The organism is Streptomyces sp. NBC_01116, from assembly GCF_041435495.1.
In the GTDB taxonomy this organism is placed as follows: domain Bacteria; phylum Actinomycetota; class Actinomycetes; order Streptomycetales; family Streptomycetaceae; genus Streptomyces.
Map to the genome: position 1 here is coordinate 3,121,920 of NZ_CP108644.1, position 23,081 is coordinate 3,145,000.

The following is a 23,081-nucleotide window of genomic DNA, read 5'->3' on the forward strand; positions in this document are numbered from 1 at the left end:
CGGGTCCGACAACGCCGCCCCTCAGCCGATGAGCTGCGGAATCTCCTGGACGCCGAACCAGAGCAGCTCGTGGTCCTCGGCCCCGTCCACCGTGAACTGCGCGTCGTCGTCGCCGAGGTCCGCGGCTCCCAGCGCCGCCGCCGCGGCGGCCACGTCCTTCTCCGCGTCGTCGGCGTCCACGTGCACCGCCGCCGCCTTGGCCAGCGGCAGCGCGGCAGCGATCCGCACCTCGCCGAGCGAAGCCGCGCTCAGCCCGTGATCGGGGTCGGCGACGGCGGACCCGTCCGGTACGTCGACGGCCACGACGACCCGGCGGCGCACCTCGTCCGGCTTGCCCGCGATCATCCGGAGCGAGGCGGCGGCGGCCCGGTTGAGCGCCGCGTACTCCAGCTCCTCGATGTCGTCGGAGACGTACCACTCGCGCAGCCCCGGGGTCACCGCGTAGGCGGTCAGCGGCCCGGGACCGACCTCGCCCGCACCGTGCGCCGCTGCGAGACCGGAGAGGGTCAGGGGGACGTACACGCGCATGGCAGGTCGCTTTCGTAGAGGGAAACGTCCTCAGGATACGTGGGAACGTCCCCTTTCGGGTTTCGGCAACCGGGGTCGTCCGTCCACGGCCGACGCCCCGTCACCCCCGCTGTCGCCCTTGTCCCGCATGGGCTGAGCCACGGATAGGTGATTCCACCCGCGCCCGATCGGCGCCCGAAGGCCCCTTGCGTCGCTGACGGCGGCCCCCGTAGAAGATCCCCAACAGAAGTTACCGTCCGGTAGAAACCGGGCCCGGTCAACGGGGGCGATGATCATGAGCACGGACAGGACGAGGCCCGCCGGCCGACGCGACCAGAGTGGTCCCCGGTCGGTACCTCCGCAGCGGTCACGCAGGCAGCAGCCCCATCGGCCGCAGCGTCCGCACCAGTGGTTCGCCGAGCGCCTGCTCGCGGTCCTCAGCGGCCAGCGGCCGGTGCACTGGATGCTCGGCCACACCATCGGCGAGGCCTACGACCAGCTCGCCGAACTGGCCCCGAGCACCCCGCTGGGGGCCACCCGGGGCAGCCGCCCCGTCCTTCGCCACTGCCGCGGGGCCCAGCCCGCCACCGGCGTGGTCGAGGCGTTCGCCAGCATCGCCGCGGGCGACCGGGTCCGGGCGATGGCCTTCCGGCTGGAACAGGGCCCCGACCAGCGCTGGCGCTGCGCGGCGGTGGAGCTGGGCGGCGAACGCCTGAACGTCGGCGCTCCGGGCCCCCGGTGACCCGGCGAACATGGCAGGGGCCGGGCACCTCGTGGTGTCCGGCCCCTGCCGCGGCACTGCCGCCGGTGCTACTTCTTGCGACGGCGACCGCCGCCGCCACCGCTCTTCTGCGCCTTGCGGCGCTCCGCACGCGTCATGCCGTCGGCAGAACCGGACCGCGTGTCGCCGGTGGCGTCGTCGTTGGCGAAGTCACCCTCGACGACGCCGCCCTCCCCGTCCACCGTGGGAGCGGAGAAGTGGAGCCGGTCCGGCCGCTGCGGGGCCTCCAGGCCCTTGGCCCGGATCTGCGGGGCCGCGGCCTCCTTCTCCAGCGAGGGACGCTCGGCGCCGTCCCGCACCGGAACCTCCTCGACCTGCTGCTCGACCTGGACCTCCAGGTTGAACAGGTAGCCGACGGACTCCTCCTTGATGCCCTCCATCATGGCGTTGAACATGTCGAAGCCCTCGCGCTGGTACTCGACCAGCGGGTCCTTCTGCGCCATGGCCCGCAGGCCGATGCCCTCCTGGAGGTAGTCCATCTCGTAGAGGTGCTCGCGCCACTTGCGGTCGAGCACCGAGAGGACGACGCGCCGCTCCAGCTCACGCATGATGTCGGAACCGAGGGTGCCCTCGCGCTCCTCGTACTGCTCGTGGATGTCGTTCTTGACCGACTCGGCGATGAACTCGGCGGTGACGCCCGCCAGGTCACCGGCCGCCTCCTCCAGCTCCTCGACGGTGACCTTCACCGGGTAGAGCTGCTTGAAGGCGCCCCACAGCCGGTCCAGGTCCCACTCCTCGGCGAAGCCCTCGGCGGTCTCCTGCCGGATGTAGTCGTCGATCGTGTCGTCCATGAAGTGCCGGATCTGGTCCTGGAGGTTCTCGCCCTCCAGAACGCGGCGGCGCTCGCCGTAGATGACCTCGCGCTGCCGGTTGAGCACCTCGTCGTACTTCAGAACGTTCTTACGCGTCTCGAAGTTCTGCTGCTCGACCTGCGACTGGGCGGAGGCGATGGCGCGGGTGACCATCTTGTTCTCGATCGGGACGTCGTCCGGAACGTTCGCCATCGACATGACGCGCTCGACCATCTGGGCCTTGAACAGGCGCATCAGGTCGTCGCCCAGCGACAGGTAGAAACGGGACTCGCCCGGGTCGCCCTGACGGCCGGAACGACCGCGCAGCTGGTTGTCGATACGGCGCGACTCATGGCGCTCGGTGCCGAGCACGTAGAGCCCGCCGAGGTCCTTGACCTCTTCGAACTCCGCCTTCACGGCCTGCTCGGCCTGCTCCAGCGCGGCGGGCAGCGCGGCCGCCCACTCCTCGACGTTCTCCACCGGGTCGAGGCCGCGCTGGCGCAGCTCCGCCTCGGCGAGGTCGTCCGGGTTGCCGCCGAGCTTGATGTCGGTGCCTCGGCCGGCCATGTTCGTCGCGACGGTGACGGCGCCCTTGCGGCCCGCCTGGGCGACGATCGTCGCCTCCCGGTCGTGCTGCTTGGCGTTGAGGACCTCGTGCTGGACGCCGCGCTTGGAGAGCTGCTGCGAGAGGTACTCCGACTTCTCGACCGAGGTGGTGCCGACCAGGATCGGCTGGCCCTTCTCGTGCTTCTCGGCGATGTCGTCGACGACCGCGGCGAACTTGGCGACCTCGGTGCGGTAGATCAGGTCCGACTGGTCGGCACGGACCATCGGCCGGTTCGTCGGGATCGGCACCACGCCGAGCTTGTAGATCTGGTGGAACTCGGCGGCCTCGGTCATCGCCGTACCGGTCATGCCGGAGAGCTTGCCGTAGAGGCGGAAGAAGTTCTGCAGGGTGATCGTGGCGAGCGTCTGGTTCTCGTCCTTGATGTCCACCCCTTCCTTCGCCTCGATCGCCTGGTGCATGCCCTCGTTGTAGCGGCGGCCGGCGAGGATACGGCCGGTGTGCTCGTCGACGATCATGACCTCGCCGTCGATGACGACGTAGTCCTTGTCCTTCTTGAACAGTTCCTTGGCCTTGATGGCGTTGTTGAGATAACCGACGAGCGGGGTGTTCACCGACTCGTAGAGGTTGTCGATGCCGAGCCAGTCCTCGACCTTGGCGACACCGGCCTCGTGGATGGCCACGGTCCGCTTCTTCTCGTCGACCTCGTAGTCGCCGGTCTCCTCGATGCCCTTGAGCTGGTTGCCCGCCTCACCCTTGGTGAGGCGCCTGACCAGCTTGGCGAAGTCGCCGTACCACTTGGTGGCCTGGTCGGCCGGGCCGGAGATGATCAGCGGCGTACGGGCCTCGTCGACGAGAATCGAGTCGACCTCGTCGACCACCGCGAAGTTGTGGCCGCGCTGGACGAGCTCGTCCTTGGACCACGCCATGTTGTCGCGGAGGTAGTCGAACCCGAACTCGTTGTTCGTGCCGTACGTGATGTCACAGGCGTACTGCTCGCGGCGCTGGGCCGGCGTCATGTTGGAGACGATGCAGCCGACGTCCAGGCCGAGGAACTTGTGGACCCGGCCCATCATCTCGGAGTCACGCTCGGCGAGATAGTCGTTGACCGTGATCAGGTGCACGCCCTTGCCGGAGAGCGCGTTCAGATACGCGGGCAGGGTGCCGACGAGGGTCTTGCCCTCACCGGTCTTCATCTCGGCCACATAACCGAGGTGCAGGGCGGCTCCGCCCATCATCTGTACGTCGTAGTGGCGCTGTCCGAGGACGCGCTTCGCGGCCTCGCGCACCGTGGCGAACGCCTCGGGAAGCAGGTCGTCCAGGCTCTCGCCGTCCGCGTACCGTTCCTTGTACTCGTCGGTGAGCGCCCGCAGCTCGGCGTCGGAGAGGTTGACGAAGTCCTCTTCGATGGAGCTGACCTGGTCCGCGATGCGGTGCAGTTTGCGCAGGATCTTGCCTTCGCCTGCACGCATGAGCTTGTTGAAGACGGACACTGAGGCTGGTCTCCTTGCCGGTCGGGCCTGGCACTGGGTCGTGTAATGGACTCTGGCGCGGGCACGGCAGGTGGGCCCCACCGCAACGGCCATCGTAAGCGAGGACACCACCGCGTCGGGAGGGCTGCCGTCGCGTGGACCTCACCGCACCCTCACAGGACAACGCTCCAAACGCGCGGAAGGTGCCGGGAAGCCCCAAAAGTGCTCGCATCGAGGAAGCGGGCTCACGAGAATCGGTCCATGGAGCCGATCACTCTCACCACGGAACGTCTGCTCCTGCGGCCCTTCGGTCCGCAGGACACCCACCCCGTGCACACCGCCTGCCAGGACCCGGACATCCAGCGCTGGACGGTGATCCCCTCTCCGTACCGCCTCACCGACGCGGAGCTGTTCACCACGAAGCTCTGCCCGGCGGGCTGGCAGGACGACTCCGCCTACGGCTTCGCCCTCGTCCTGCGGGAGACCGGGGCGCTCGTCGGCGCGCTCGGCATCGACCGCCGCAGCCTGCCGGGGACGTACGAGGTCGGCTACTGGTCCGCCAAGGAGCACCGCGGCCACGGATACGTCACCGAGGCGGTGCTCGGCTCCGCCCGCTGGGCCTTCTCCTCCCTCGGGGCGGACCGGCTGGAGTGGCGGGCCGAGATCGGCAACCTGGCCTCGCGGGCCGTCGTCCTGCGGGCGGGGTTCCGGCTGGAGGGCGACCAGCGGTCCGGGCTGCTCAACAAGGGGGTGCGCCGCGACACCTGGACGGCGGCCCTGCTCCCGTCCGACCTGGGACTCGCGGGCGCCCACCCGTACCTTCCCGAGCGCCGTGCACCGCGGCCGGGCGGGGCCCCGGATCCCGGGCGGTGACCTACGGGATCCGGGCCTGGACTGTCAGTGGCGCCGACTAGGGTTCCCCGTATGACGCCTGTGCCTCCTCCCGCAGTCGAACTCTCCGCCGACCAGGCCCGCCGCATAGCGCTGCGCGCCCAGGGCTTCCTGGGGGCTCCGGACCGCCGGGCAGGGGTGCCGGGAGTGCTGCGGCACCTCGGCGCGGTGCAGCTGGACACGATCTCGGTGCTGGCCCGCTCGCACGAGCTGATCCCCTACGCCCGGCTGGGCCCGGTGAGCCGCCGGACGGTGGAGGACGCCTACTGGGCGGGCGGCCGGACCTTCGAGTACTGGTCGCACGCGGCGTGCATCCTGCCGGTCGAGGAGTGGCCGCACTTCGCGTTCCGCCGCCGCGCCTACCGCTCCCGCCCGCACTGGGGCCACGATCTGCCCGACGGCTCCTACGACACCGTGATCAAGCAGCTTCGCGACGAGGGCCCGCTGACGGCGACCGAGCTGGGCGGCGCGAAGAACGGCGGCGAGTGGTGGGACTGGTCGGCGTCCAAGGTCGCCGTCGAGCGGGCCCTGATGTACGGCGAGGTGGTGTGCACCGAGCGGCGCGGCTGGAAGCGGGTCTACGACCTGGCCGAGCGAGCCATTCCGGATGCGCTGCTCCACGACGACCTGAGCGACGCCGAGTGCCGGCGGCGGCTGGTGGCCCTGGCGGGCAAGTCCCTGGGCGTCGGCACCCGCGGCGACATCGCGGACTACCACCGGCTGAAGGGCGAGGAGTTCGACGCCGTGGTGGCGGACTCGGGGCTGGTCCCGGTCGTGGTGGAGGGCTGGGCGAAGCCGGCCTGGGCGGACCCGGAGGCCCTGGCCAAGGAGGTTCGCGGACGCCACCGCACGACGCTGCTGTCGCCGTTCGACTCCCTGATCTGGGAGCGGGCCCGCACGGAGCGGATCTTCGACTTCACGCATCGGCTGGAGGCCTACGTGCCCAAGCAGAAGCGGATCCACGGGTACTTCGCGATGCCGTTGCTGGCGGGCGGGAAGCTCCAGGGCCGGGTCGACCCGGCGCGCGAGGGCACCACGCTGGTCGCCCGACAGGCGTCACTGGCCGGCCCGAAGGCCGTGGCTCCGATGGCCGAGGCCTTGGTGGAGGCGGCGGCCTGGGTGGGCTGCACGGACATCCGGGTGGACCGGGTGGACTCGCCGGAGCTGCACGAGCCGCTCAGGGCAGAGATCGGCCACGCGCTCCGGCGCGCCCACCGCTGACCGGCCCCGTCGCCCGGGCCCGAGCGGGGCCGGGCCGGGGCCGTCCGCTACCTGATCTCCAGGATCTTCTCGCGCATGGCGTAGACCACGGCTTCCATCCGGGAGTGCAGCTGGAGTTTCTCCAGGATATTGCGGACGTGGTTCTTCACCGTGTTCTCGGAAATGAACAACTCCTTGGCGATATCCCGGTTGTTCATGCCGGTCGCCACGAGTTTCAGCACTTCCAGCTCGCGTTCGGTGAGGCGGGGCGCCGGAACGAGCCGTCGCTCGTCGGTGCGCTGGATCATCGATTTGAACTCGGTGAGCAGCTTGGAGGCCATGGAGGGGCTGATCTGGGACTGCCCGTCGGCGACCGCGCGAATGGCCGTGGCGACCTCGTCGGTGGAGATCTCCTTGAGGAGATATCCGGTCGCGCCCGCCTTGATCGCCTCGTAGAGATCGGCTTCCTCATCGCTGATCGTCAACATGATGATCTTCGCGCTGGGGGCCACCTCCTTGATGGCGGTACAGGCCTCGATGCCACCGCGCTTGGGCATCCGGACATCCATCAGAACGATGTCGGGCAGCAGGTCGGCTGCCTTGTCCACGGCCTCGGAGCCGTCCCCGGCCTCGCCGATGACCTGGATGTCCTCCTCCTGCGCGAGGACGATCTCCAGGCCCCTGCGGAAGAGCGCGTGGTCATCGACCACGAGGACCCTGATGGGCTCCTTGCGTGAAGCGCCGTCCGCGTCGGTGCCGGCGTAAGCACCGGTGTCGTCGTCGGAGTCATTCGCATCGCGCACGGGCCCGAAGGTGTCCGCCATCGTTCCTCCCCCTGAAGGCCACGGCCTGAAGTGTCGGTCGTTCGCCAACGGCACTTCACAGAACACCGATTGGCTCGGGTCGCCATGATTCCATGCCCGACCCCCGGCACGGTCGCCCTGTGCCCGTGCGCGGGTGCCCCCGGTGGCGCGAAAACACCCCGGGGGCACCTCGACGCGGTGGCCTCAGCCGCCGAGCGCACCGCCCGCGCCGCCCGCTTCGTCCGCGGCGAGCGGGTCGGTCCTCAGGTGGATGACGCCGTAGTCGTAAGCGTGTCGCCGGTAGACGACGCTGGGCTCCTTCGTCTCGGAGTCGACGAACAAGTAGAAGTCGTGGCCGACCAGTTCCATCTCGTAGAGCGCCTGGTCGAGCGACATCGGTGCGGCGGTGTGGGTCTTCTCGCGCATCACGAGCGGCCCTTCGCCCTGCACTTCGAGCGAACCGATCTTCGTGGTGGGGACGGGCTCGGACGGCTGCTCGCCGACCAGTTCACCGTCCTCGTCGAACGAAGCGACGCCGGGGACCACGTCCCCGACCTCGGCAGCCGACAGACGGCCGTTGCCGCGGCGGCTGTAGCGCTTGTCGTGCTGCTTGCGCAGCCGGGCCTCCAGCTTTCCGGTGGCCAGGTCGAGCGCTGCGTAGGGGTCGCCCGCCGCCGCTTCCGCCCGGATGACCGGTCCCCGGGAGCGGAGCGTGATCTCCACCCGGTCGGAACGGTCGGCCTGACGGGGATTCGGCTCCTTGGACACCTCGACGTCGAGGCTGATCACCTTGCCGTCGAACTTCTGGATCTTGTCCAGCTTCAGCTTCTCGGCCACGTGCTTGCGGAACCGCTCGGGCACCTCGGTCTTGCGGCCCTTGACGACGATGTCCACGCAGAACTCCGTTCCCGGATCGCCCCGCTCAGCGGCGGAGCATCTCCCTTTTGCACCAGGCCCCGGAGATCACCAGGGCCTCGGACTCGGTGGCTTTCGCCTCCTCCTCCCCCGTCGGAGAGGTCGCAACCCCACCGACGTGCGTGCTTCCTCTACCGGTGAGTTACCTGCCCGAAACCTGATGGTGCATTCATCGAGGTTCGGCATTCACCGTTCCTCACAACCGAACATAGCCTGCACAGCAGGGTCTCGGCACCCGCTACTGGCACGTACCTCCGTTCAGGGGGTATTGCCCTCTCATTACCTGCAACGATGCGGGTTCCCGGTCAGTTCCGGTTTATTTCGAAGGCGGAGGGGGACGCGGCGACGACCGCCGCCCGGCACACTCCGCGCACGGAGGGCTCCCGACCGGCACCGCTCGCCTCGCCGACGGCCCGTGCAGCCTCCGCCAGCGTCGATCCCGTCGTCAACAGATCGTCGACCAGGATCACCCTGCCGAACCGGAGAGGTCCGCGCCCGAGGAGCCCGTCCCGGAGGAGTCGCCCTCCCTCCGCCGTGAGCTCCAGCGCGCCGGCCAGATTCGCCCGCCGCGCCCGCGCCCCGAGACCCGACTGGTCGGCGACCGCGCGCCGCTGCCGCAGCAGCGGAAGCACCTCGGTCGGCAGCCCCTCGCGCCGCAGCTCCCGCGCGGCCGCGGCGGCGATCCTGCGCACCGGGTCGTGACCACGCGCCGCCGTCGAGGATCGCGCGGAGGGCACGGGGACGAGCAGCAGGGAACCCGCTCCGCCCGGCCGCCCCGCCCAGGCCCGTACACAACCCGCCAGGGCCCGTCCGAGCGCCCCGGCCAGCCCCAGTGCCCCTCGCTCCTTGTGGGCCAGCAGAACCGCGCGTACGGCGTTCTCGTACGGCGCGGCCGCGTACACCGACGGGAGCCCCGGAGGCCGGGGCGAGGGCCGGACCGGGCGGACGGGCGCACCGTGCAGCGCGGCCCCGCAGGCCGTGCACAGCTCGGTGCGCGCCCTGCCGCAGCCGGCGCAGGCGACCGGCAGAAGCAGACCGGCCAGCTCCTGCCACGCGTTCCGCATGGCCTCACTGTGCCGGGGCCGCCCCGGGCGGACCACCCCTGTGGAAAACCCGGGTACCCGGCGGATCCCGGCCCGCTGCCGGATCAGCCGGGGTAGACCAAGGACGCGCCCTGCTTGAGAACCGTCTGCCAGTTGTCCCCCGGCGAGAGCTTCACTATGCCGTCGCCGACGGTCTCCGCCATCAGCGGTAGCAGTTCGTCGTCCGCCGCGGCGACCGACTGGACCTGGTTCACCCCGGGCAACGACCCCGAGGCCGATGTGGAGCCGTCCGCCTGCACGTAACGCACCTGCTGGACACCGCCCTCCTCCTTGCCGACCACCACCAGCCGGCTGCGTCCGGACCAGGAGATGGCCGTCACGTCCGTGAGCTGCGGCGCGGCCTGGCGCAGGTCCTCGACCGAGATCTCGGGCGCCACGGAGGAGCCCCGGCGCTCGACCCGGCCGATGTTCAGCGTCGTCCGGCCGTCCTTCCTCAGCAGCAGAGCGATCCGCACCCCGTCCGCGGACATCCGCAGCTCCTCGATCCGGGCGCCGTCGAGACCCGGCACCCGGACCTCCTGCGGCTCCCCCGTGCCCTCGGTCAGCCGCAGGAGCCTGGGACCGGCCGGATCACGGTCGGCCACCCACAGGTCGCCGAGGCCGTCCCAGCTCGGAGAGGACAGCCGGTCGGCGGTCTTCTTCGCCTTGCTGGTGACGAGAGGGTCGGCCAGTTCGCCGTCCGTCTCCAGGGAGGACACGTAGAGGTGCTGCCCGTCGGAGGAGATCGCGGCGGCCCGTTCCTCGTCCCGGGCCACCCCGACGGCGCCCATCGGGACGGCGCCCGTGCCGAGCGGGCCGGTCACGGGCTCGGGCGTGCCGGTGCCGTCGATGGCACCGGAGAGCCGCTCCACCTGGCCCTTGTCGTTGATGAAGTACTGGCTGTCGTCCCCGTCGGAGCCGCGGTCGCCGGAGAATTCCGGCGCGTCGTCGGCGTCCAACGCGCAGAGCTCTCCGCCCCCGCCGCCCTCCAGCTCCACCCGCTCGACCCGCGCCGAGGTCAGGTCCCGGAGTGTGAACAGCACCTGTGCGGCCATCATCCGGCAGGCACGGGGGCTCGCCTCGTCGGCCTTGTCGTTGAGCGGCACCCTCAGGACGTTCTGGTCGTCCTGGGGCAGCGCGATGGTGCCCCTGCGCAGGGCCGTGCCCTGCGGGAAGCGGGAGTCGGCCACGGGCCGCAGCCAGTTCGTCGGCCCGGCGAGCAGCGTCCTGACGGTCTGCGTGACGGTGTCCATGCGCGTGACCGGATCCGTACGGTTGCGTACGTAGACGGGGTCCGCGACGAGCGTCGACCGGCCGTTCGGACGACCGGTGGCGAAGTAGTACTTGTTCACGGAGCGGTAGAGCCGCTTGAAGTCGGACTGCCCGAGGACCAGGCCGTCCGGAACGACGTCGATGCGCCACTCCTGCTTCCCGTCCACCCCCTTCTCCAGCACCAGGTGCAGGGCCTGGGCGTAGTCGGTGGGCGCGAGCGGACGGTAGGAGCTCTGGGCGTCGACCTCCGCCACCTTCTCGCCGGTCAGCGTGTAGGTCGTCTCCTTGTCCCGGCTCGCCCGGTTGGCCTCGTCGTGGAGGAGGGGGCCACTGCGGTTGGGGGCCTGGGCGAGCACCGTGGTCCCCCCGCCGGGCTGCCAGGTACGCCGGGCATCGGCGCTCAGGTACTTCCGGGTGGTCGCGAACGCGGGGTCATCACTGGTCATCGACTCCAGGAAGCCGTCGACGATCTCGCTGGGCGGCGCGCCTTCCCGGGGCGCCACCGCGTACACCTGCACCTGGGAGTCCCCGGGCTGCGAGGCGTCGACCGCCTTGACGTCCCCGGTCACCGGCATCGAGCCGCACCCGGCCAGCACGACGATGCAGCCCAGCAGCGCGGACGTCCGCACCGCCCGTCCTCGGCCGCCCGGACGGCGGTCAGTACCCACGGGTGGTGTCCTCCTGGTCGGAATGCGGCAGGCCATTGCCCGGACGCCCACCGGGGCGCTCCTGGGCCGGGCGCGCCACGACTCGTGCCCCGTTGCCGGGCAGCGCTGCGGGGTGCACCGACGAGGCGGCTCCGTTGCGGACGGCGGGGCCGCGACCGGGCCCGGGCAGCGGCGAACGCCCACCGGCCCCGGGCTGGGCCGGCACGGACATCAGCCGGTGGTCGTCCGAAGCACCGGCCCCGGCCTCCCCGCGTTCCCGGTTGCCCCGGTTGCGCCGCGAGTCCTCGGGCTCCAGCGGTATCGGCGAACCGCGCAGGGGCTCGTCCGCCGTACGCGGCAGGGTCAGCCTGAACTGTGAGCCGCCGCCCGGCTCGCCCCAGGCCTGGAGCCAGCCGCCGTGCAGCCGCGCGTCCTCCACGGCGATCGACAGGCCGAGACCGGTCCCACCGGTCGTCCGGGCCCGCGCCGGGTCGGCGCGCCAGAACCGGTTGAAGACCCGGGTCGCCTCGCCGGGCTTGAGCCCGACGCCGTAGTCCCGGACGGCCACGGCGACCGCGCCCTGCGCCACGTCCATCCGCACCACGACGTCCCGGCCCTCACCGTGCTCGACGGCGTTGACCACGAGGTTGCGCAGGACGCGTTCGACGCGGCGGGCGTCGGCCTCGGCTATCACCGGCTGGTCGTCGCCGACGACCAGGATCCGGCTGCCCTTGCGCTCGGCGAGCGGCTCGGCGCCGCCGATCACCCGGTGCACCACGGTCCGCAGGTCTATCGGCTCGGCCTCCAGGGCGGCGGCGCCCGCGTCGAACCGGCTGATCTCCAGCAGATCGGCGAGCAGCGACTCGAACCGGTCGAGCTGGTCGCCCAGCAGCTCGGCGGAGCGAGCGGTGACGGGGTCGAAGTCGGCACGCGCCTCGTGGATGACGTCGGCGGCCATCCTGACGGTCGTGAGGGGGGTCCGCAGCTCGTGCGAGACGTCGGAGACGAAGCGCCGCTGCATCCGGGAGAGCTCCTCCAGCTGCTGGATCTTCAGCTGGAGGTTCTGGGCCATCTTGTTGAAGGCCTCGCCGAGCCGGGCGATGTCGTCCTCACCGGTGACCTTCATCCGTTCCTGGAGCTTGCCGGCGGAGAGCCGCTCGGCGATGCCGGCGGCCATCCGCACCGGTGTGACGACCTGCCGCACCACGAACCAGGCGATGGCCCCGAGCAGCACGACGACGAACAGTCCGGCGGTCGCCAGGGTCGTCTTGACCAGGGTCAGAGACTTCTCCTCCTGCGTGAGCGGGAAGAGGTAGTAGAGCTCGTAGGGCTGCTGATCGATGTCGTAGAGCCGCTTGCCGACGACGAGCCCCGGTTGCGCCTCGTTGCCGTAGGAATACCGGATCTCGGAGTACGTCTGGAACGCGCCCTGCCCCTCGCTCACGTTCTGCCGCAGGCGCTCGGGCACACTGGCCGCCTCGACACTGCCCGAACCACGTGCGGCACGGCTGCCCGCGCCCTCGGTCACCGAGTCGACGCTGAGCGCCACCACGTTGAAGGCGTTCTTCCCGCCGCTGGCGAGCTGGTCGACGAGCTCGGTGCGCCAAGAGGTGCTGCCGGTCATGTCGCCCGTGCGCTCGCTCCCCCGCCCGTCGGGGGCGAGGGGGGCGTTGGCCTTCTCCTGGGCCGCGGCGAACCCGCCCGCGGCCTGGGTCTGGGCAGCCGTGCCCTTCGCTTCGAGCAAGCCGTTGCGCACCTGGCCGATGACGACGAAGCCGAGCAGCAGCACGACGACGATCGACATCAGCAGAGTGCCGGCGACGACGCGGAGCTGCAGATTGCGCCGCCACAACCGGACGGCGGGCAGCAACGGACGGCGCACCCACCGCATCAGCAACCGCGGCACGGGCCCGCCGGGCGTCCGGTCCTCGAACAGCCGGCCGCCCTGCAGGAAACGGCTCATACGTGACGCCTTCCGTCCCGGGCCGGCAGCCCGCTCCGTACGGACTCCCGGCTCGCCGGGCCCCGGAGCAGCGCTGCCTCGGGGCATCTCAGCTCGGTCCGGCCTTGTAGCCGACACCTCGGACCGTCACGACGATCTCCGGCCGTTCCGGGTCCTTCTCGACCTTGGAACGCAGACGCTGGACATGCACGTTCACCAGGCGGGTGTCGGCCGCGTGGCGGTAACCCCACACCTGTTCCAGCAGGACCTCACGGGTGAAGACCTGCCACGGCTTACGGGCGAGCGCGACCAGCAGGTCGAACTCCAGCGGAGTCAGGGCGATGGACTGCCCCTCACGCTTCACGGAGTGGCCGGCCACGTCGATGACCAGGTCACCGATGGTCAGCTGTTCCGGCGCGGGCTCTTCGGACCGCCGCAGACGTGCCCTGATCCGGGCAACCAACTCCTTAGGTTTGAACGGCTTGACGATGTAGTCGTCGGCCCCTGACTCCAGGCCGACCACGACATCGACGGTGTCGCTCTTGGCAGTGAGCATGACGATCGGCACACCGGACTCGGCCCTGATCAGCCTGCACACCTCGATGCCGTCCCTTCCGGGCAGCATGAGGTCGAGCAGCACCAGGTCCGGCTTGGCCTCACGAAATGCGGCCAGTGCCTTGTCGCCGTCCGCTACGAACGACGGCTCGAAACCTTCTCCACGCAGCACAATCCCGAGCATCTCGGCCAGTGCGGTGTCGTCGTCGACGACAAGGACGCGTCCCTTCATAATCGACATCATCCCATTAGCTAATCGTTACCTGCGATGACCTGGCACACAGCTCTGCCAGTCCGACCCCCGTAACCGGGGAAACAGCGCCCTCCTCGGTGACGATCGCCGTGATCAATTCCGGCGGTGTGACGTCGAAGGCCGGGTTGTACGCCGGGGCGCCGAGGGGTGCGACGACCATCCCGCCTCCGCTCCCGTCCGATGCACCCTGCGGCGATGTGAGCTCCGTCACTTCTCTGCCGGAACGCTGCTCGACGATGATCGATGTGCCGTCCGCGGTCTCCAGATCCAGGGTCGTCGTCGGCGCCACCACGATGAAGGGCACGTGGTGATACTTCGCGAGCACGGCCAGCGGATAGCTCCCCACCTTGTTGGCCACCGAGCCGTCCGCGGCGATGCGGTCCGCCCCTATCAGCACCGCGTCGACCTCCCCGGCCGCGAACAGGGACCCCGCCGCGTTGTCCGTGAGCAGGTTGTACGCCAGACCGTTGCGCGCCGCCTCGTACGCGGTCAGCCGGGCCCCCTGGAGCAGCGGCCTCGTCTCGTCCACCCACAGCCGGCGCAGCCGCCCCTGCCGGTGCACCCGCAACGCCACGGCGAACGCCGTCCCCTCGCCCCCGGAGACCAGCGCCCCGGTGTTGCAGTGGGTCAGCAGCCGGTAGGCGCGGCCCGGCAGCAGCTCCTCGAGCAACGCCTCGCCGTGCTCCGCCATACGCCTGCTGGCCAGGGCGTCCTCGCGGTGCAGCGCCCGCGCCTCGGCCAGCGCCGCCGCCGCGGCCGCCTCGTCCCCCTGCCCCTTGCCGGAGGCCTCCCAGTAGGCCGCCGCCACCCGTCGCACCCCGTAACCGAGGTTCACCGCGGTGGGCCGCGCCCCTTCCAGGAGACCGGCCGCCTCCGCGACGTCGAAGCCCCGCGCAGCGGCGAGCGCCACCCCGTAGCCCCCGGCGATCCCGAGCAGCGGCGCCCCTCGCACCGCCAGCGTCCGGATCGCCCGCACGAGCGCGGGCACGTCGGTGCACACCAGCTCGACCTCGTCGGCGGGCAGCCGCGTCTGGTCGAGAAGCACCAGCACGGGACCTTCCGGAGGCTCGTCCCAGCGAAGTACGGAGAGCGCCGGAGGCTCGAAGCCCGTCGTCGATTGCGCGTCCTGATCAGCCATCCGTCCAGTCTGCCCGGTGAGCCGCCCGCACATGAAGACACCGGGGAGGCAGAGCGGCTGGTCCGCCCCGGACCCACGCGTGGCACGATGGCTGCCAACCTGCCGCCCCGATGAGCGGTCAGGACGGTGAAGGAGCGAGAATGAACGACTCTCCGGGCTGGGCGTCGCCCGGATCTGCCCCCTCCGACGGCAAGGAGACGGCGATTCCCCGCCCCTCCGAACCCCAGGACGGAAGCGGCCCGACGGGACAGTGGTCCCCCGAGCAGCCGCCTCCCGGGCAGTGGTCCCCACCGAGCAACCCCGGCAGCGGCCCCGGAACACGGCCGCCCGCACCCGGCTGGGGCGGTGGCCCGCAGCGACAGGGCTGGGCAGGGCCGCCGCCGGCCGCGAAGCCCGGTGTCATCCCGCTGCGCCCCCTGAGCCTCGGCGAGATTCTCGACGGCTCCGTATCCGCGCTGCGCGCCCACTGGCGTACCGCACTCGGCTTCAGCCTCGCGGTCTCGGTGGTCACCCAGATCGCGGTCACCCTCATGCAGCGCTATCTGCTGCCGGAGCCGACCTCCGTCGACCCGAACGCCACCGGCGCCGAGGCCCTCCGCCAGGCCACCGACTCCGCCCGGACGACGCTGATCTCCCTGGCCCCGGCCTCCCTCGTCATGATGATCGCCACGCTCTTCACCGCGTCGATCATCACCGTGGTCATCAGCCGCTCGGTGCTGGGCCGTCCCACCACGCTCTCCGACGCCTGGGCAGAGGCCCGCCCCCGGGTCCTCCCGCTGCTCGGGCTGACCGTGCTGGTGACCCTGATCATGGCCGCGATCATGACCGTGGGCGTCGGCCCCGGCCTGCTGCTGGGCTCCGAGGCGGGAGCGGCACTCGCCCTCCTCGGCTTCCTCGCCGCCTGCGTCGCGGTGCTCTGGCTGAACGTCAGCTTCGCACTCGCCGCCCCCGCGCTGATGCTGGAGCGACAGAGCATCGTGGCCGCGCTGCGCAGGTCGGCGAAGCTGGTCCGCGGCGCCTGGTGGCGCACCTTCGGGATCCTCGCCCTGACCTGGCTGCTGACCTTCCTGCTGACGTTCCTCGTCTCCATCCCGTTCGGCATCATCGCGGTGATCGCGGACGGAACCGACGCCGGCGAATTCCTCAACGGCACCGCCCCTTCCTTCGGCTGGCCGTTCCTGATCATCACCGGCATCGGCGAAGTGATCGTCTCGACGCTGATCTACCCCTTCGTCGCCGGCGTGATGGCCCTCCTCTACGTGGACCGGCGCATCCGCCGCGAAGCGCTGGACCTCGACCTCGCACGGGCCGCGGGTCTGCCCGGCTACGACGCCGACACCCCCAGGAGCTGATGCGGTGTCGGGGGCGGGGGGCACAGCCACAGCACGGTCGGACACGGCGGCGGGCGACATACCCGTGGACACTCCGCGTCTCCCCGCACGGGAGGCGGCCGAGAGCGAGCTGTCCAGGCCGATGTACCACGAGAACGACCCGAACTTCCTCCAGCGCGCCCTGAACCAGTTCTGGGACTGGGTCGCCGGAGTATTCGACGCCGCCGCGGGCGCCGCCCCCGGCGGCCCGGCCGGACTCGCCGTCCTGGTCGTCGTCGTCATCGGCCTTGCCGCCGCCCTCTGGTGGCGGCTCGGCACCCCGAAACGCTCCTCCCGGAGCGCGGACGCTCTCTTCGACAGTGACGGTCCCCGCAGCGCGGCCCAGCACCGTACCGCCGCCGAGGCGCACGCCTCGGCCCTGCGCTGGACCGAGGCCGTCCAGGAACGCATGCGTGCCATCGTCCGGTCCCTGGAGGAAAGAGCCCTGCTCGATCCCCGCCCCGGCCGCACAGCGGACGAGGCCGCAGCCGAAGCGGGCCGCACCCTCCCCGAGCACGCCACCCGGCTGCGCACCGCCGCCCGGAGCTTCGACGACGTGACGTACGGGGGCCGCACCGCGCACCAGTCGGCATACCTGTCCCTGCGCACCCTCGACCTCGAACTCGACGAGGCAAAGCCGCTGCTGCCCGGAACCTCCCGAGGAGCCACCGGATGACCGCGTCGACCACAGCTTCCCCCACCTCGACCGCACCCACCCCCGGCCAGGTCTGGACCCGCGCGCGAGGCTTCCTGGCCGTGGTCCTCATCCTCGTCGTCGCCGGCATCACGTTCGCCGCCGTACGTTCCGGAACGAACCACGGACAGCTCGACCCGCGCTCCACGGACCCCAGAGGCAGCCGCGCCGTGGCCGAACTCCTCAAGGCCCGCGGCATATCCGTCACCGTCGCCACCACTCTCGACGAAGCCACCGCCGCGACCGGACCCGACACCACACTCCTCGTCGCCGGGCCCAATCTCCTGACGCGGTCGCAGCAGCTGCGGCTGGACGCGGCGGCCTCTGCGTCCGCAGGACGCACCCTCCTGATCGCCCCGGGACCGGGGGCAACGACCCGACTCGCGCCTGGTGTCCGCGCCGAGCCGCAGCAGGCCGTCAGCGCTCTGGCCCCGTCGTGCGACCTCCCCGCCGCCCGTCGGGCAGGCACGGCGGACATGGGCGGCATCCGCTACACGCCGCAGGACACCACCGCCATCACCTGCTACCCGACCGCGGGCATCCCCAGCCTGGTCGTCCTCCCGGCCGGCGCGGGCGGCGACACCGTCGTCCTCGGCTCCCCCGACTTCCTCCACAACGAGCGTCTCGACAAGCAGGGCAACGCCTCGCTCGCCCTGCAGCTCCTCGGCTCCCGTCCTCATCTCGTCTGGTACCTCCCCTCGCTCACAGATCCATCCGCAACCACCGATGACAACTCCCCCGGCGACGAGACCGAAGAAGAGCCGGAGAACGGGGCGGGGGACGAGGCGGCCGACGAGAGCAGCTTCCTCGATCTTGTCCCCTCCGGCTGGCTGTGGGGGACGCTTCAGCTCGCCCTCGCCGCAGTCCTCGCCGCCGTCTGGCGGGCCCGTCGACTCGGCCCCCTGGTGACAGAACGGCTGCCGGTGGCCATCCGCGCGTCCGAATCGGCCGAAGGCCGTTCCCTCCTCTACCGCAAGGCCAACGCCCGCGACCGGGCCGCCGATGCCCTCCGAGCCGCCACCCGCACACGCATCGCCCCCCTCACCGGCGTGCCCGCCCGTGACGCGCACACCCCCGACGTCCTCCTCGCCGCCGTGTCCGCACGCGTCACCGCCCCGGACCACGACCTCGGCACCCTGCTCTTCGGTACGGCTCCCTCCACCGACGCCGCCCTGGTCCTCCTCGCCGATCAACTCGACGCCCTCGAAAGAGAGGTACGCACTTCATGAGCGCCCCGACCCCTGAGCCGGCCGAGCCCACGATGCCCGCAGCGGCTCCCGTGAGGCCCGCGGAACCGGAGCCGTCCGACAGCGCCCGCGCCTCCTTGGAGGCTCTGCGCTCCGAGATCGCCAAGGCCGTCGTCGGCCAGGACCCCGCCGTCACCGGGCTCGTCGTCGCGCTGCTCTGCCGGGGACACGTACTCCTCGAAGGCGTACCGGGTGTGGCCAAGACCCTGTTGGTGCGCGCGCTTGCCGCATCGCTCAAACTCGACACGAAGCGCGTCCAGTTCACCCCCGATCTGATGCCCAGCGACGTCACGGGTTCACTGGTCTACGACGCACGTACCGCAGAGTTCTCCTTCCAGCCCGGCCCTGTCTTCACCAACCTGCTGATCGCCGACGAGATCAACCGCACCCCTCCCAAGACCCAGTCCTCCCTCCTCGAAGCGATGGAGGAAAGGCAGGTCACCGTCGACGGGACGGCGCGCCCGCTGCCCGACCCCTTCCTCGTCGCCGCGACCCAGAACCCCGTCGAGTACGAAGGCACTTATCCCCTCCCCGAAGCCCAACTGGACCGCTTCCTGCTCAAACTGACGGTTCCTCTTCCTTCGCGGCAGGACGAGATCGACGTCCTCACCCGTCACGCCGACGGTTTCAACCCGCGCGACCTGACGGCCGCGGGGATACGTCCCGTCGCGGGACCCGCCGATCTGGAAGCAGCACGCGAAGCCGTCGCGAAGACCACCGTCTCTCCCGAGATCGCCGGCTATGTAGTGGATATCTGCCGTGCCACGCGCGAATCCCCCTCGCTCGCCCTCGGCGTCTCCCCCCGAGGCGCCACCGCGCTGCTGTCGACCGCCCGCGCCTGGGCCTGGCTGACCGGCCGGGACTACGTCATCCCGGACGATGTGAAGGCCCTGGCGCTCCCCACGCTCCGTCATCGCATCCACCTGCGGCCCGAGGCGGAAATGGAAGGAGTCACCCCGGACTCCGTCATCGCCTCAGTGCTCGCCCACGTGCCCGTACCCCGATGAGGCGGTGACCATGGCCCTCACCGGACGTACCGCGCTATTGGCCGCCCTGGGGTCACTCCCCGTAGGCATCCTCGCTCCCAGCTGGACCGGGATGCTTGCGGTCAACGCACCGCTTTCCCTGGCAATTCTGTGTGACTATGCCCTGGCCGCGCCAGTGCGCACGCTTCGATTCACTCGATCCGGTGACACATCCGTTCGACTCGGCGACACCGCCGAAGTGCAACTCACCGTGACCAACACCTCGCGTCGGCGCCTGCGCGCCCAACTGCGCGATGCCTGGCCCCCCAGCAGCTGGGCCTCGGGCTCCGAACGCCGCGCTTCCCGCCACACGCTCGCGATTCCCGCCGGGGAACGGCGACGTCTGGTCACCGTTCTGCGCCCGACCCGTCGCGGCGAGCGGCAGGCCGAACGGATCACCATCCGCTCGTACGGACCGCTGGGCCTCGCCGCTCGCCAGGGACAGCACCGGGCACCGTGGACCGTACGGGTCCTGCCACCGTTCACCAGCCGCAAGCACCTGCCTTCCCGGCTCGCCCGGCTCCGAGAACTCGACGGCCGCACCAGCGTCCTGACACGCGGTGAAGGCACGGAGTTCGACAGTCTGCGGGCCTACGTGCCCGGGGACGACACCCGCTCCATCGACTGGCGGGCCACCGCACGACAGTCCGCCGTAGCGGTCCGAACGTGGCGCCCCGAGCGTGACCGGCACATCCTGATCGTCCTCGATACCGGCCGCACGTCGGCGGGCCGGGTGGGTGATGTCCCCCGCCTGGACGCCTCGATGGACGCCACCCTCCTTCTCACCGCGCTCGCCGCGCGGGCGGGCGACCGCGTAAGCCTCCTCGCCTACGACCGCCAGGTCCGAGCCCGGGTCCACGGCAGGACGGCCACGGGCGATGTGCTGGCCTCCGTCGTCAACGCCCTGGCCCCGCTGGAACCGGAGCTGATCGAGACGGATGCCCGCGGTCTGAGCAACGCCGCCCTCTCCGACGCCCCCCGAGGCTCGCTGATCGTCCTCCTCACGACGTTGGAGGCCGCTCCCATCGAGGAGGGTCTCCTCCCGGTGCTGCCTCAGCTCACCCAGCGCCACACCGTTCTGCTGGCCGCGGTCTCCGACTCTCGGATCGAGGAGATGGCCAAGGCCCGGGGAACCGTCGACTCGGTGTACGACGCGGCAGCTGCCGGTCAGGCCCAGGCCGACCGTCGCCGCACGGCCGACAAGCTCCGCCGCCACGGCGTTGTCGTCGTGGACGCCACTCCGGAGATTTTGGCTCCCGCGCTTGCCGATACGTACTTGGCTCTGAAGGCCGCAGGCCGTCTCTGATTCAGAGCCCAGCGCCTTGCGCCCTGCTCTGCCGGCTCCGAGGCCGAGGAGTATCCGGAGAACTGACTGCTCCAGCTCGCGTTCTTCTCCTGATTCTCCCCAGCGTCGGTGCCGGTCGAGTCGTGAACGCAGAAAAGCCCCGCACCTTTTGGTGCGGGGCTTTCCCGGAAAAATTGTTCGGCGGCGTCCTACTCTCCCACAGGGTCCCCCCTGCAGTACCATCGGCGCTGAAAGGCTTAGCTTCCGGGTTCGGAATGTAACCGGGCGTTTCCCTAACGCAATGACCACCGAAACACTATGAAATTAACCAACACCGGAAAAACACGGCCGTTCGTTATTTCAGAACTAACACAGTGGACGCGAGCAACTGAGGACAAGCCCTCGGCCTATTAGTACCAGTCAGCTCCACCCCTTACAGGGCTTCCACATCTGGCCTATCAACCCAGTCGTCTACTGGGAGCCTTAACCCTTCAAGAGGGTGGGAATACTCATCTCGAAGCAGGCTTCCCGCTTAGATGCTTTCAGCGGTTATCCTTTCCGAACGTAGCCAACCAGCCATGCCCTTGGCAGGACAACTGGCACACCAGAGGTTCGTCCGTCCCGGTCCTCTCGTACTAGGGACAGCCCTTCTCAATATTCCTACGCGCACAGCGGATAGGGACCGAACTGTCTCACGACGTTCTAAACCCAGCTCGCGTACCGCTTTAATGGGCGAACAGCCCAACCCTTGGGACCGACTCCAGCCCCAGGATGCGACGAGCCGACATCGAGGTGCCAAACCATCCCGTCGATATGGACTCTTGGGGAAGATCAGCCTGTTATCCCCGGGGTACCTTTTATCCGTTGAGCGACAGCGCTTCCACAAGCCACTGCCGGATCACTAGTCCCGACTTTCGTCCCTGCTCGACCCGTCGGTCTCACAGTCAAGCTCCCTTGTGCACTTACACTCAACACCTGATTGCCAACCAGGCTGAGGGAACCTTTGGGCGCCTCCGTTACTCTTTAGGAGGCAACCGCCCCAGTTAAACTACCCATCAGACACTGTCCCTGATCCGGATCACGGACCCAGGTTAGACATCCAGCACGACCAGAGTGGTATTTCAACGACGACTCCACAACCACTGGCGTGGCCGCTTCAAAGTCTCCCACCTATCCTACACAAGCCGAACCGAACACCAATATCAAACTATAGTAAAGGTCCCGGGGTCTTTCCGTCCTGCTGCGCGAAACGAGCATCTTTACTCGTAGTGCAATTTCACCGGGCCTATGGTTGAGACAGTCGAGAAGTCGTTACGCCATTCGTGCAGGTCGGAACTTACCCGACAAGGAATTTCGCTACCTTAGGATGGTTATAGTTACCACCGCCGTTTACTGGCGCTTAAGTTCTCAGCTTCGCCACCCCGAAAGGCAGCTAACCGGTCCCCTTAACGTTCCAGCACCGGGCAGGCGTCAGTCCGTATACATCGCCTTACGGCTTCGCACGGACCTGTGTTTTTAGTAAACAGTCGCTTCTCGCTGGTCTCTGCGGCCACCCCCAGCTCAAGCAGCAAGTGCTATCACCAGTGATGGCCCCCCTTCTCCCGAAGTTACGGGGGCATTTTGCCGAGTTCCTTAACCATAGTTCACCCGAACGCCTCGGTATTCTCTACCTGACCACCTGAGTCGGTTTAGGGTACGGGCCGCCATGAAACTCGCTAGAGGCTTTTCTCGACAGCATAGGATCATCCACTTCACCACAATCGGCTCGGCATCAGGTCTCACCCTTAACGTGTGACGGATTTGCCTACCACACGGGCTACACCCTTACCCCGGGACAACCACCGCCCGGGCTGGACTACCTTCCTGCGTCACCCCATCGCTTACCTACTACAAGTCTGGTTCATCGGCTCCACCACTACCCTCAACTCCGAAGAGATCGGGCCGGCTTCACGGACTTAGCATCGCCTGATTCAGTACTGGGCGTTTCAAAGCGGGTACCGGAATATCAACCGGTTGTCCATCGACTACGCCTGTCGGCCTCGCCTTAGGTCCCGACTTACCCTGGGCAGATCAGCTTGACCCAGGAACCCTTAGTCAATCGGCGCACACGTTTCTCACGTGTGTATCGCTACTCATGCCTGCATTCTCACTCGTGAACCGTCCACAACTCGCTTCCGCGGCTGCTTCACCCGGCACACGACGCTCCCCTACCCATCCGTACTCCCGTTGGGGATATATGTACGAATGACACGACTTCGGCGGTACGCTTGAGCCCCGCTACATTGTCGGCGCGGAATCACTTGACCAGTGAGCTATTACGCACTCTTTCAAGGGTGGCTGCTTCTAAGCCAACCTCCTGGTTGTCTCTGCGACTCCACATCCTTTCCCACTTAGCGTACGCTTAGGGGCCTTAGTCGATGCTCTGGGCTGTTTCCCTCTCGACCATGGAGCTTATCCCCCACAGTCTCACTGCCGCGCTCTCACTTACCGGCATTCGGAGTTTGGCTAAGGTCAGTAACCCGGTAGGGCCCATCGCCTATCCAGTGCTCTACCTCCGGCAAGAAACACACGACGCTGCACCTAAATGCATTTCGGGGAGAACCAGCTATCACGGAGTTTGATTGGCCTTTCACCCCTAACCACAGG

Annotated in this window: 17 protein-coding genes and 2 rRNA genes (1 of these 19 only partly in view); 8 read left to right on the forward strand and 11 right to left on the reverse strand. The window is 69.3% G+C overall.

The window, feature by feature from the left end:
• Positions 1-21: 21 nt before the first annotated feature.
• Positions 22-528, reverse strand: coding sequence for a hypothetical protein (locus OG245_RS13555; protein WP_371623771.1), 507 nt, complete (start codon positions 526-528; stop codon positions 22-24).
• Between the two features lie 274 nt (positions 529-802).
• Here OG245_RS13555 and OG245_RS13560 point away from each other — a divergent pair, with 274 nt between their 5' ends.
• Positions 803-1,249, forward strand: a complete 447-nt coding sequence (locus OG245_RS13560; protein ID WP_371623772.1) for an Rv3235 family protein — start codon at positions 803-805, stop codon at positions 1,247-1,249.
• Positions 1,250-1,317: 68 nt separating this feature from the next.
• Here the strand turns inward: OG245_RS13560 and secA are convergent, their stop codons facing one another.
• Positions 1,318-4,137 carry a preprotein translocase subunit SecA gene (gene secA / locus OG245_RS13565; protein ID WP_371623773.1) on the reverse strand — a complete coding sequence of 940 codons (2,820 nt, stop codon included), beginning with the start codon at positions 4,135-4,137 and terminating at the stop codon, positions 1,318-1,320.
• Between the two features lie 240 nt (positions 4,138-4,377).
• On the opposite strand from secA, the gene OG245_RS13570 reads away from it, so the two are divergent.
• Both OG245_RS13570 and OG245_RS13575 read left to right on the forward strand, forming a co-directional pair.
• Entirely contained in the window at positions 4,378-4,989 is a 612-nt protein-coding gene (locus OG245_RS13570; protein ID WP_371623774.1) for a GNAT family N-acetyltransferase, read from the forward strand.
• A gap of 51 nt (positions 4,990-5,040) precedes the next feature.
• Positions 5,041-6,228: a winged helix-turn-helix domain-containing protein gene (locus tag OG245_RS13575; RefSeq protein WP_371623775.1), complete on the forward strand. Its 1,188-nt coding sequence runs from the start codon at positions 5,041-5,043 to the stop codon at positions 6,226-6,228.
• 47 nt (positions 6,229-6,275) lie between these two features.
• On the opposite strand, the gene OG245_RS13580 is transcribed toward OG245_RS13575, so the two are convergent.
• The 7 genes from OG245_RS13580 to mtnA all read right to left on the reverse strand — a co-directional run bounded on the left by OG245_RS13580 (position 6,276) and on the right by mtnA (position 14,814).
• On the reverse strand, positions 6,276-7,031 hold the full coding sequence (locus OG245_RS13580; RefSeq protein WP_371623776.1) for a response regulator: 756 nt from the start codon (positions 7,029-7,031) through the stop codon (positions 6,276-6,278).
• Positions 7,032-7,214: 183 nt separating this feature from the next.
• A complete protein-coding gene (gene hpf, locus OG245_RS13585) occupies positions 7,215-7,904 on the reverse strand; it encodes a ribosome hibernation-promoting factor, HPF/YfiA family (protein ID WP_371623777.1) in 690 nt (229 codons plus the stop codon).
• Between the two features lie 326 nt (positions 7,905-8,230).
• Positions 8,231-8,989 (reverse strand): ComF family protein, encoded by a 759-nt coding sequence (locus tag OG245_RS13590; RefSeq protein WP_371623778.1) that lies wholly within the window; start codon positions 8,987-8,989, stop codon positions 8,231-8,233.
• A gap of 83 nt (positions 8,990-9,072) precedes the next feature.
• Positions 9,073-10,908 carry an LpqB family beta-propeller domain-containing protein gene (locus tag OG245_RS13595; RefSeq protein ID WP_371627878.1) on the reverse strand — a complete coding sequence of 612 codons (1,836 nt, stop codon included), beginning with the start codon at positions 10,906-10,908 and terminating at the stop codon, positions 9,073-9,075.
• Between the two features lie 28 nt (positions 10,909-10,936).
• The gene (mtrB, locus tag OG245_RS13600) at positions 10,937-12,976 is read right to left on the reverse strand and encodes an MtrAB system histidine kinase MtrB (RefSeq protein WP_371623779.1); all 2,040 of its coding nucleotides are present in this window, start codon (positions 12,974-12,976) and stop codon (positions 10,937-10,939) included.
• A 1-nt stretch (position 12,977) separates the two neighbouring features.
• Positions 12,978-13,667, reverse strand: coding sequence for a two-component system response regulator MtrA (mtrA, locus tag OG245_RS13605; RefSeq protein WP_007448372.1), 690 nt, complete (start codon positions 13,665-13,667; stop codon positions 12,978-12,980).
• Positions 13,668-13,671: 4 nt separating this feature from the next.
• Positions 13,672-14,814: an S-methyl-5-thioribose-1-phosphate isomerase gene (mtnA, locus tag OG245_RS13610; protein ID WP_371623780.1), complete on the reverse strand. Its 1,143-nt coding sequence runs from the start codon at positions 14,812-14,814 to the stop codon at positions 13,672-13,674.
• 140 nt (positions 14,815-14,954) lie between these two features.
• On the opposite strand from mtnA, the gene OG245_RS13615 reads away from it, so the two are divergent.
• Genes OG245_RS13615 through OG245_RS13635 form a run of 5 tightly spaced genes read left to right on the forward strand, consistent with a single transcriptional unit; the run spans position 14,955 to position 20,456 of the window.
• Positions 14,955-16,166, forward strand: a complete 1,212-nt coding sequence (locus OG245_RS13615; RefSeq protein ID WP_371623781.1) for a glycerophosphoryl diester phosphodiesterase membrane domain-containing protein — start codon at positions 14,955-14,957, stop codon at positions 16,164-16,166.
• Between the two features lie 4 nt (positions 16,167-16,170).
• Positions 16,171-16,860, forward strand: coding sequence for a DUF4129 domain-containing protein (locus tag OG245_RS13620; protein WP_371623782.1), 690 nt, complete (start codon positions 16,171-16,173; stop codon positions 16,858-16,860).
• The gene (locus OG245_RS13625) at positions 16,857-18,107 is read left to right on the forward strand and encodes a DUF4350 domain-containing protein (RefSeq protein ID WP_371623783.1); all 1,251 of its coding nucleotides are present in this window, start codon (positions 16,857-16,859) and stop codon (positions 18,105-18,107) included. The genes OG245_RS13620 and OG245_RS13625 overlap by 4 nt, the downstream gene beginning before the upstream one ends.
• Positions 18,104-19,132, forward strand: coding sequence for an AAA family ATPase (locus tag OG245_RS13630; protein ID WP_371623784.1), 1,029 nt, complete (start codon positions 18,104-18,106; stop codon positions 19,130-19,132). The genes OG245_RS13625 and OG245_RS13630 overlap by 4 nt, the downstream gene beginning before the upstream one ends.
• Positions 19,133-19,142: 10 nt before the next feature.
• Positions 19,143-20,456 (forward strand): DUF58 domain-containing protein, encoded by a 1,314-nt coding sequence (locus OG245_RS13635; RefSeq protein WP_371623785.1) that lies wholly within the window; start codon positions 19,143-19,145, stop codon positions 20,454-20,456.
• Between the two features lie 175 nt (positions 20,457-20,631).
• Here the strand turns inward: OG245_RS13635 and rrf are convergent.
• Positions 20,632-20,748 (reverse strand): 5S ribosomal RNA (gene rrf / locus OG245_RS13640).
• 77 nt (positions 20,749-20,825) lie between these two features.
• Positions 20,826-23,081 (reverse strand): 23S ribosomal RNA (locus OG245_RS13645) (it continues 869 nt past the right edge of the window).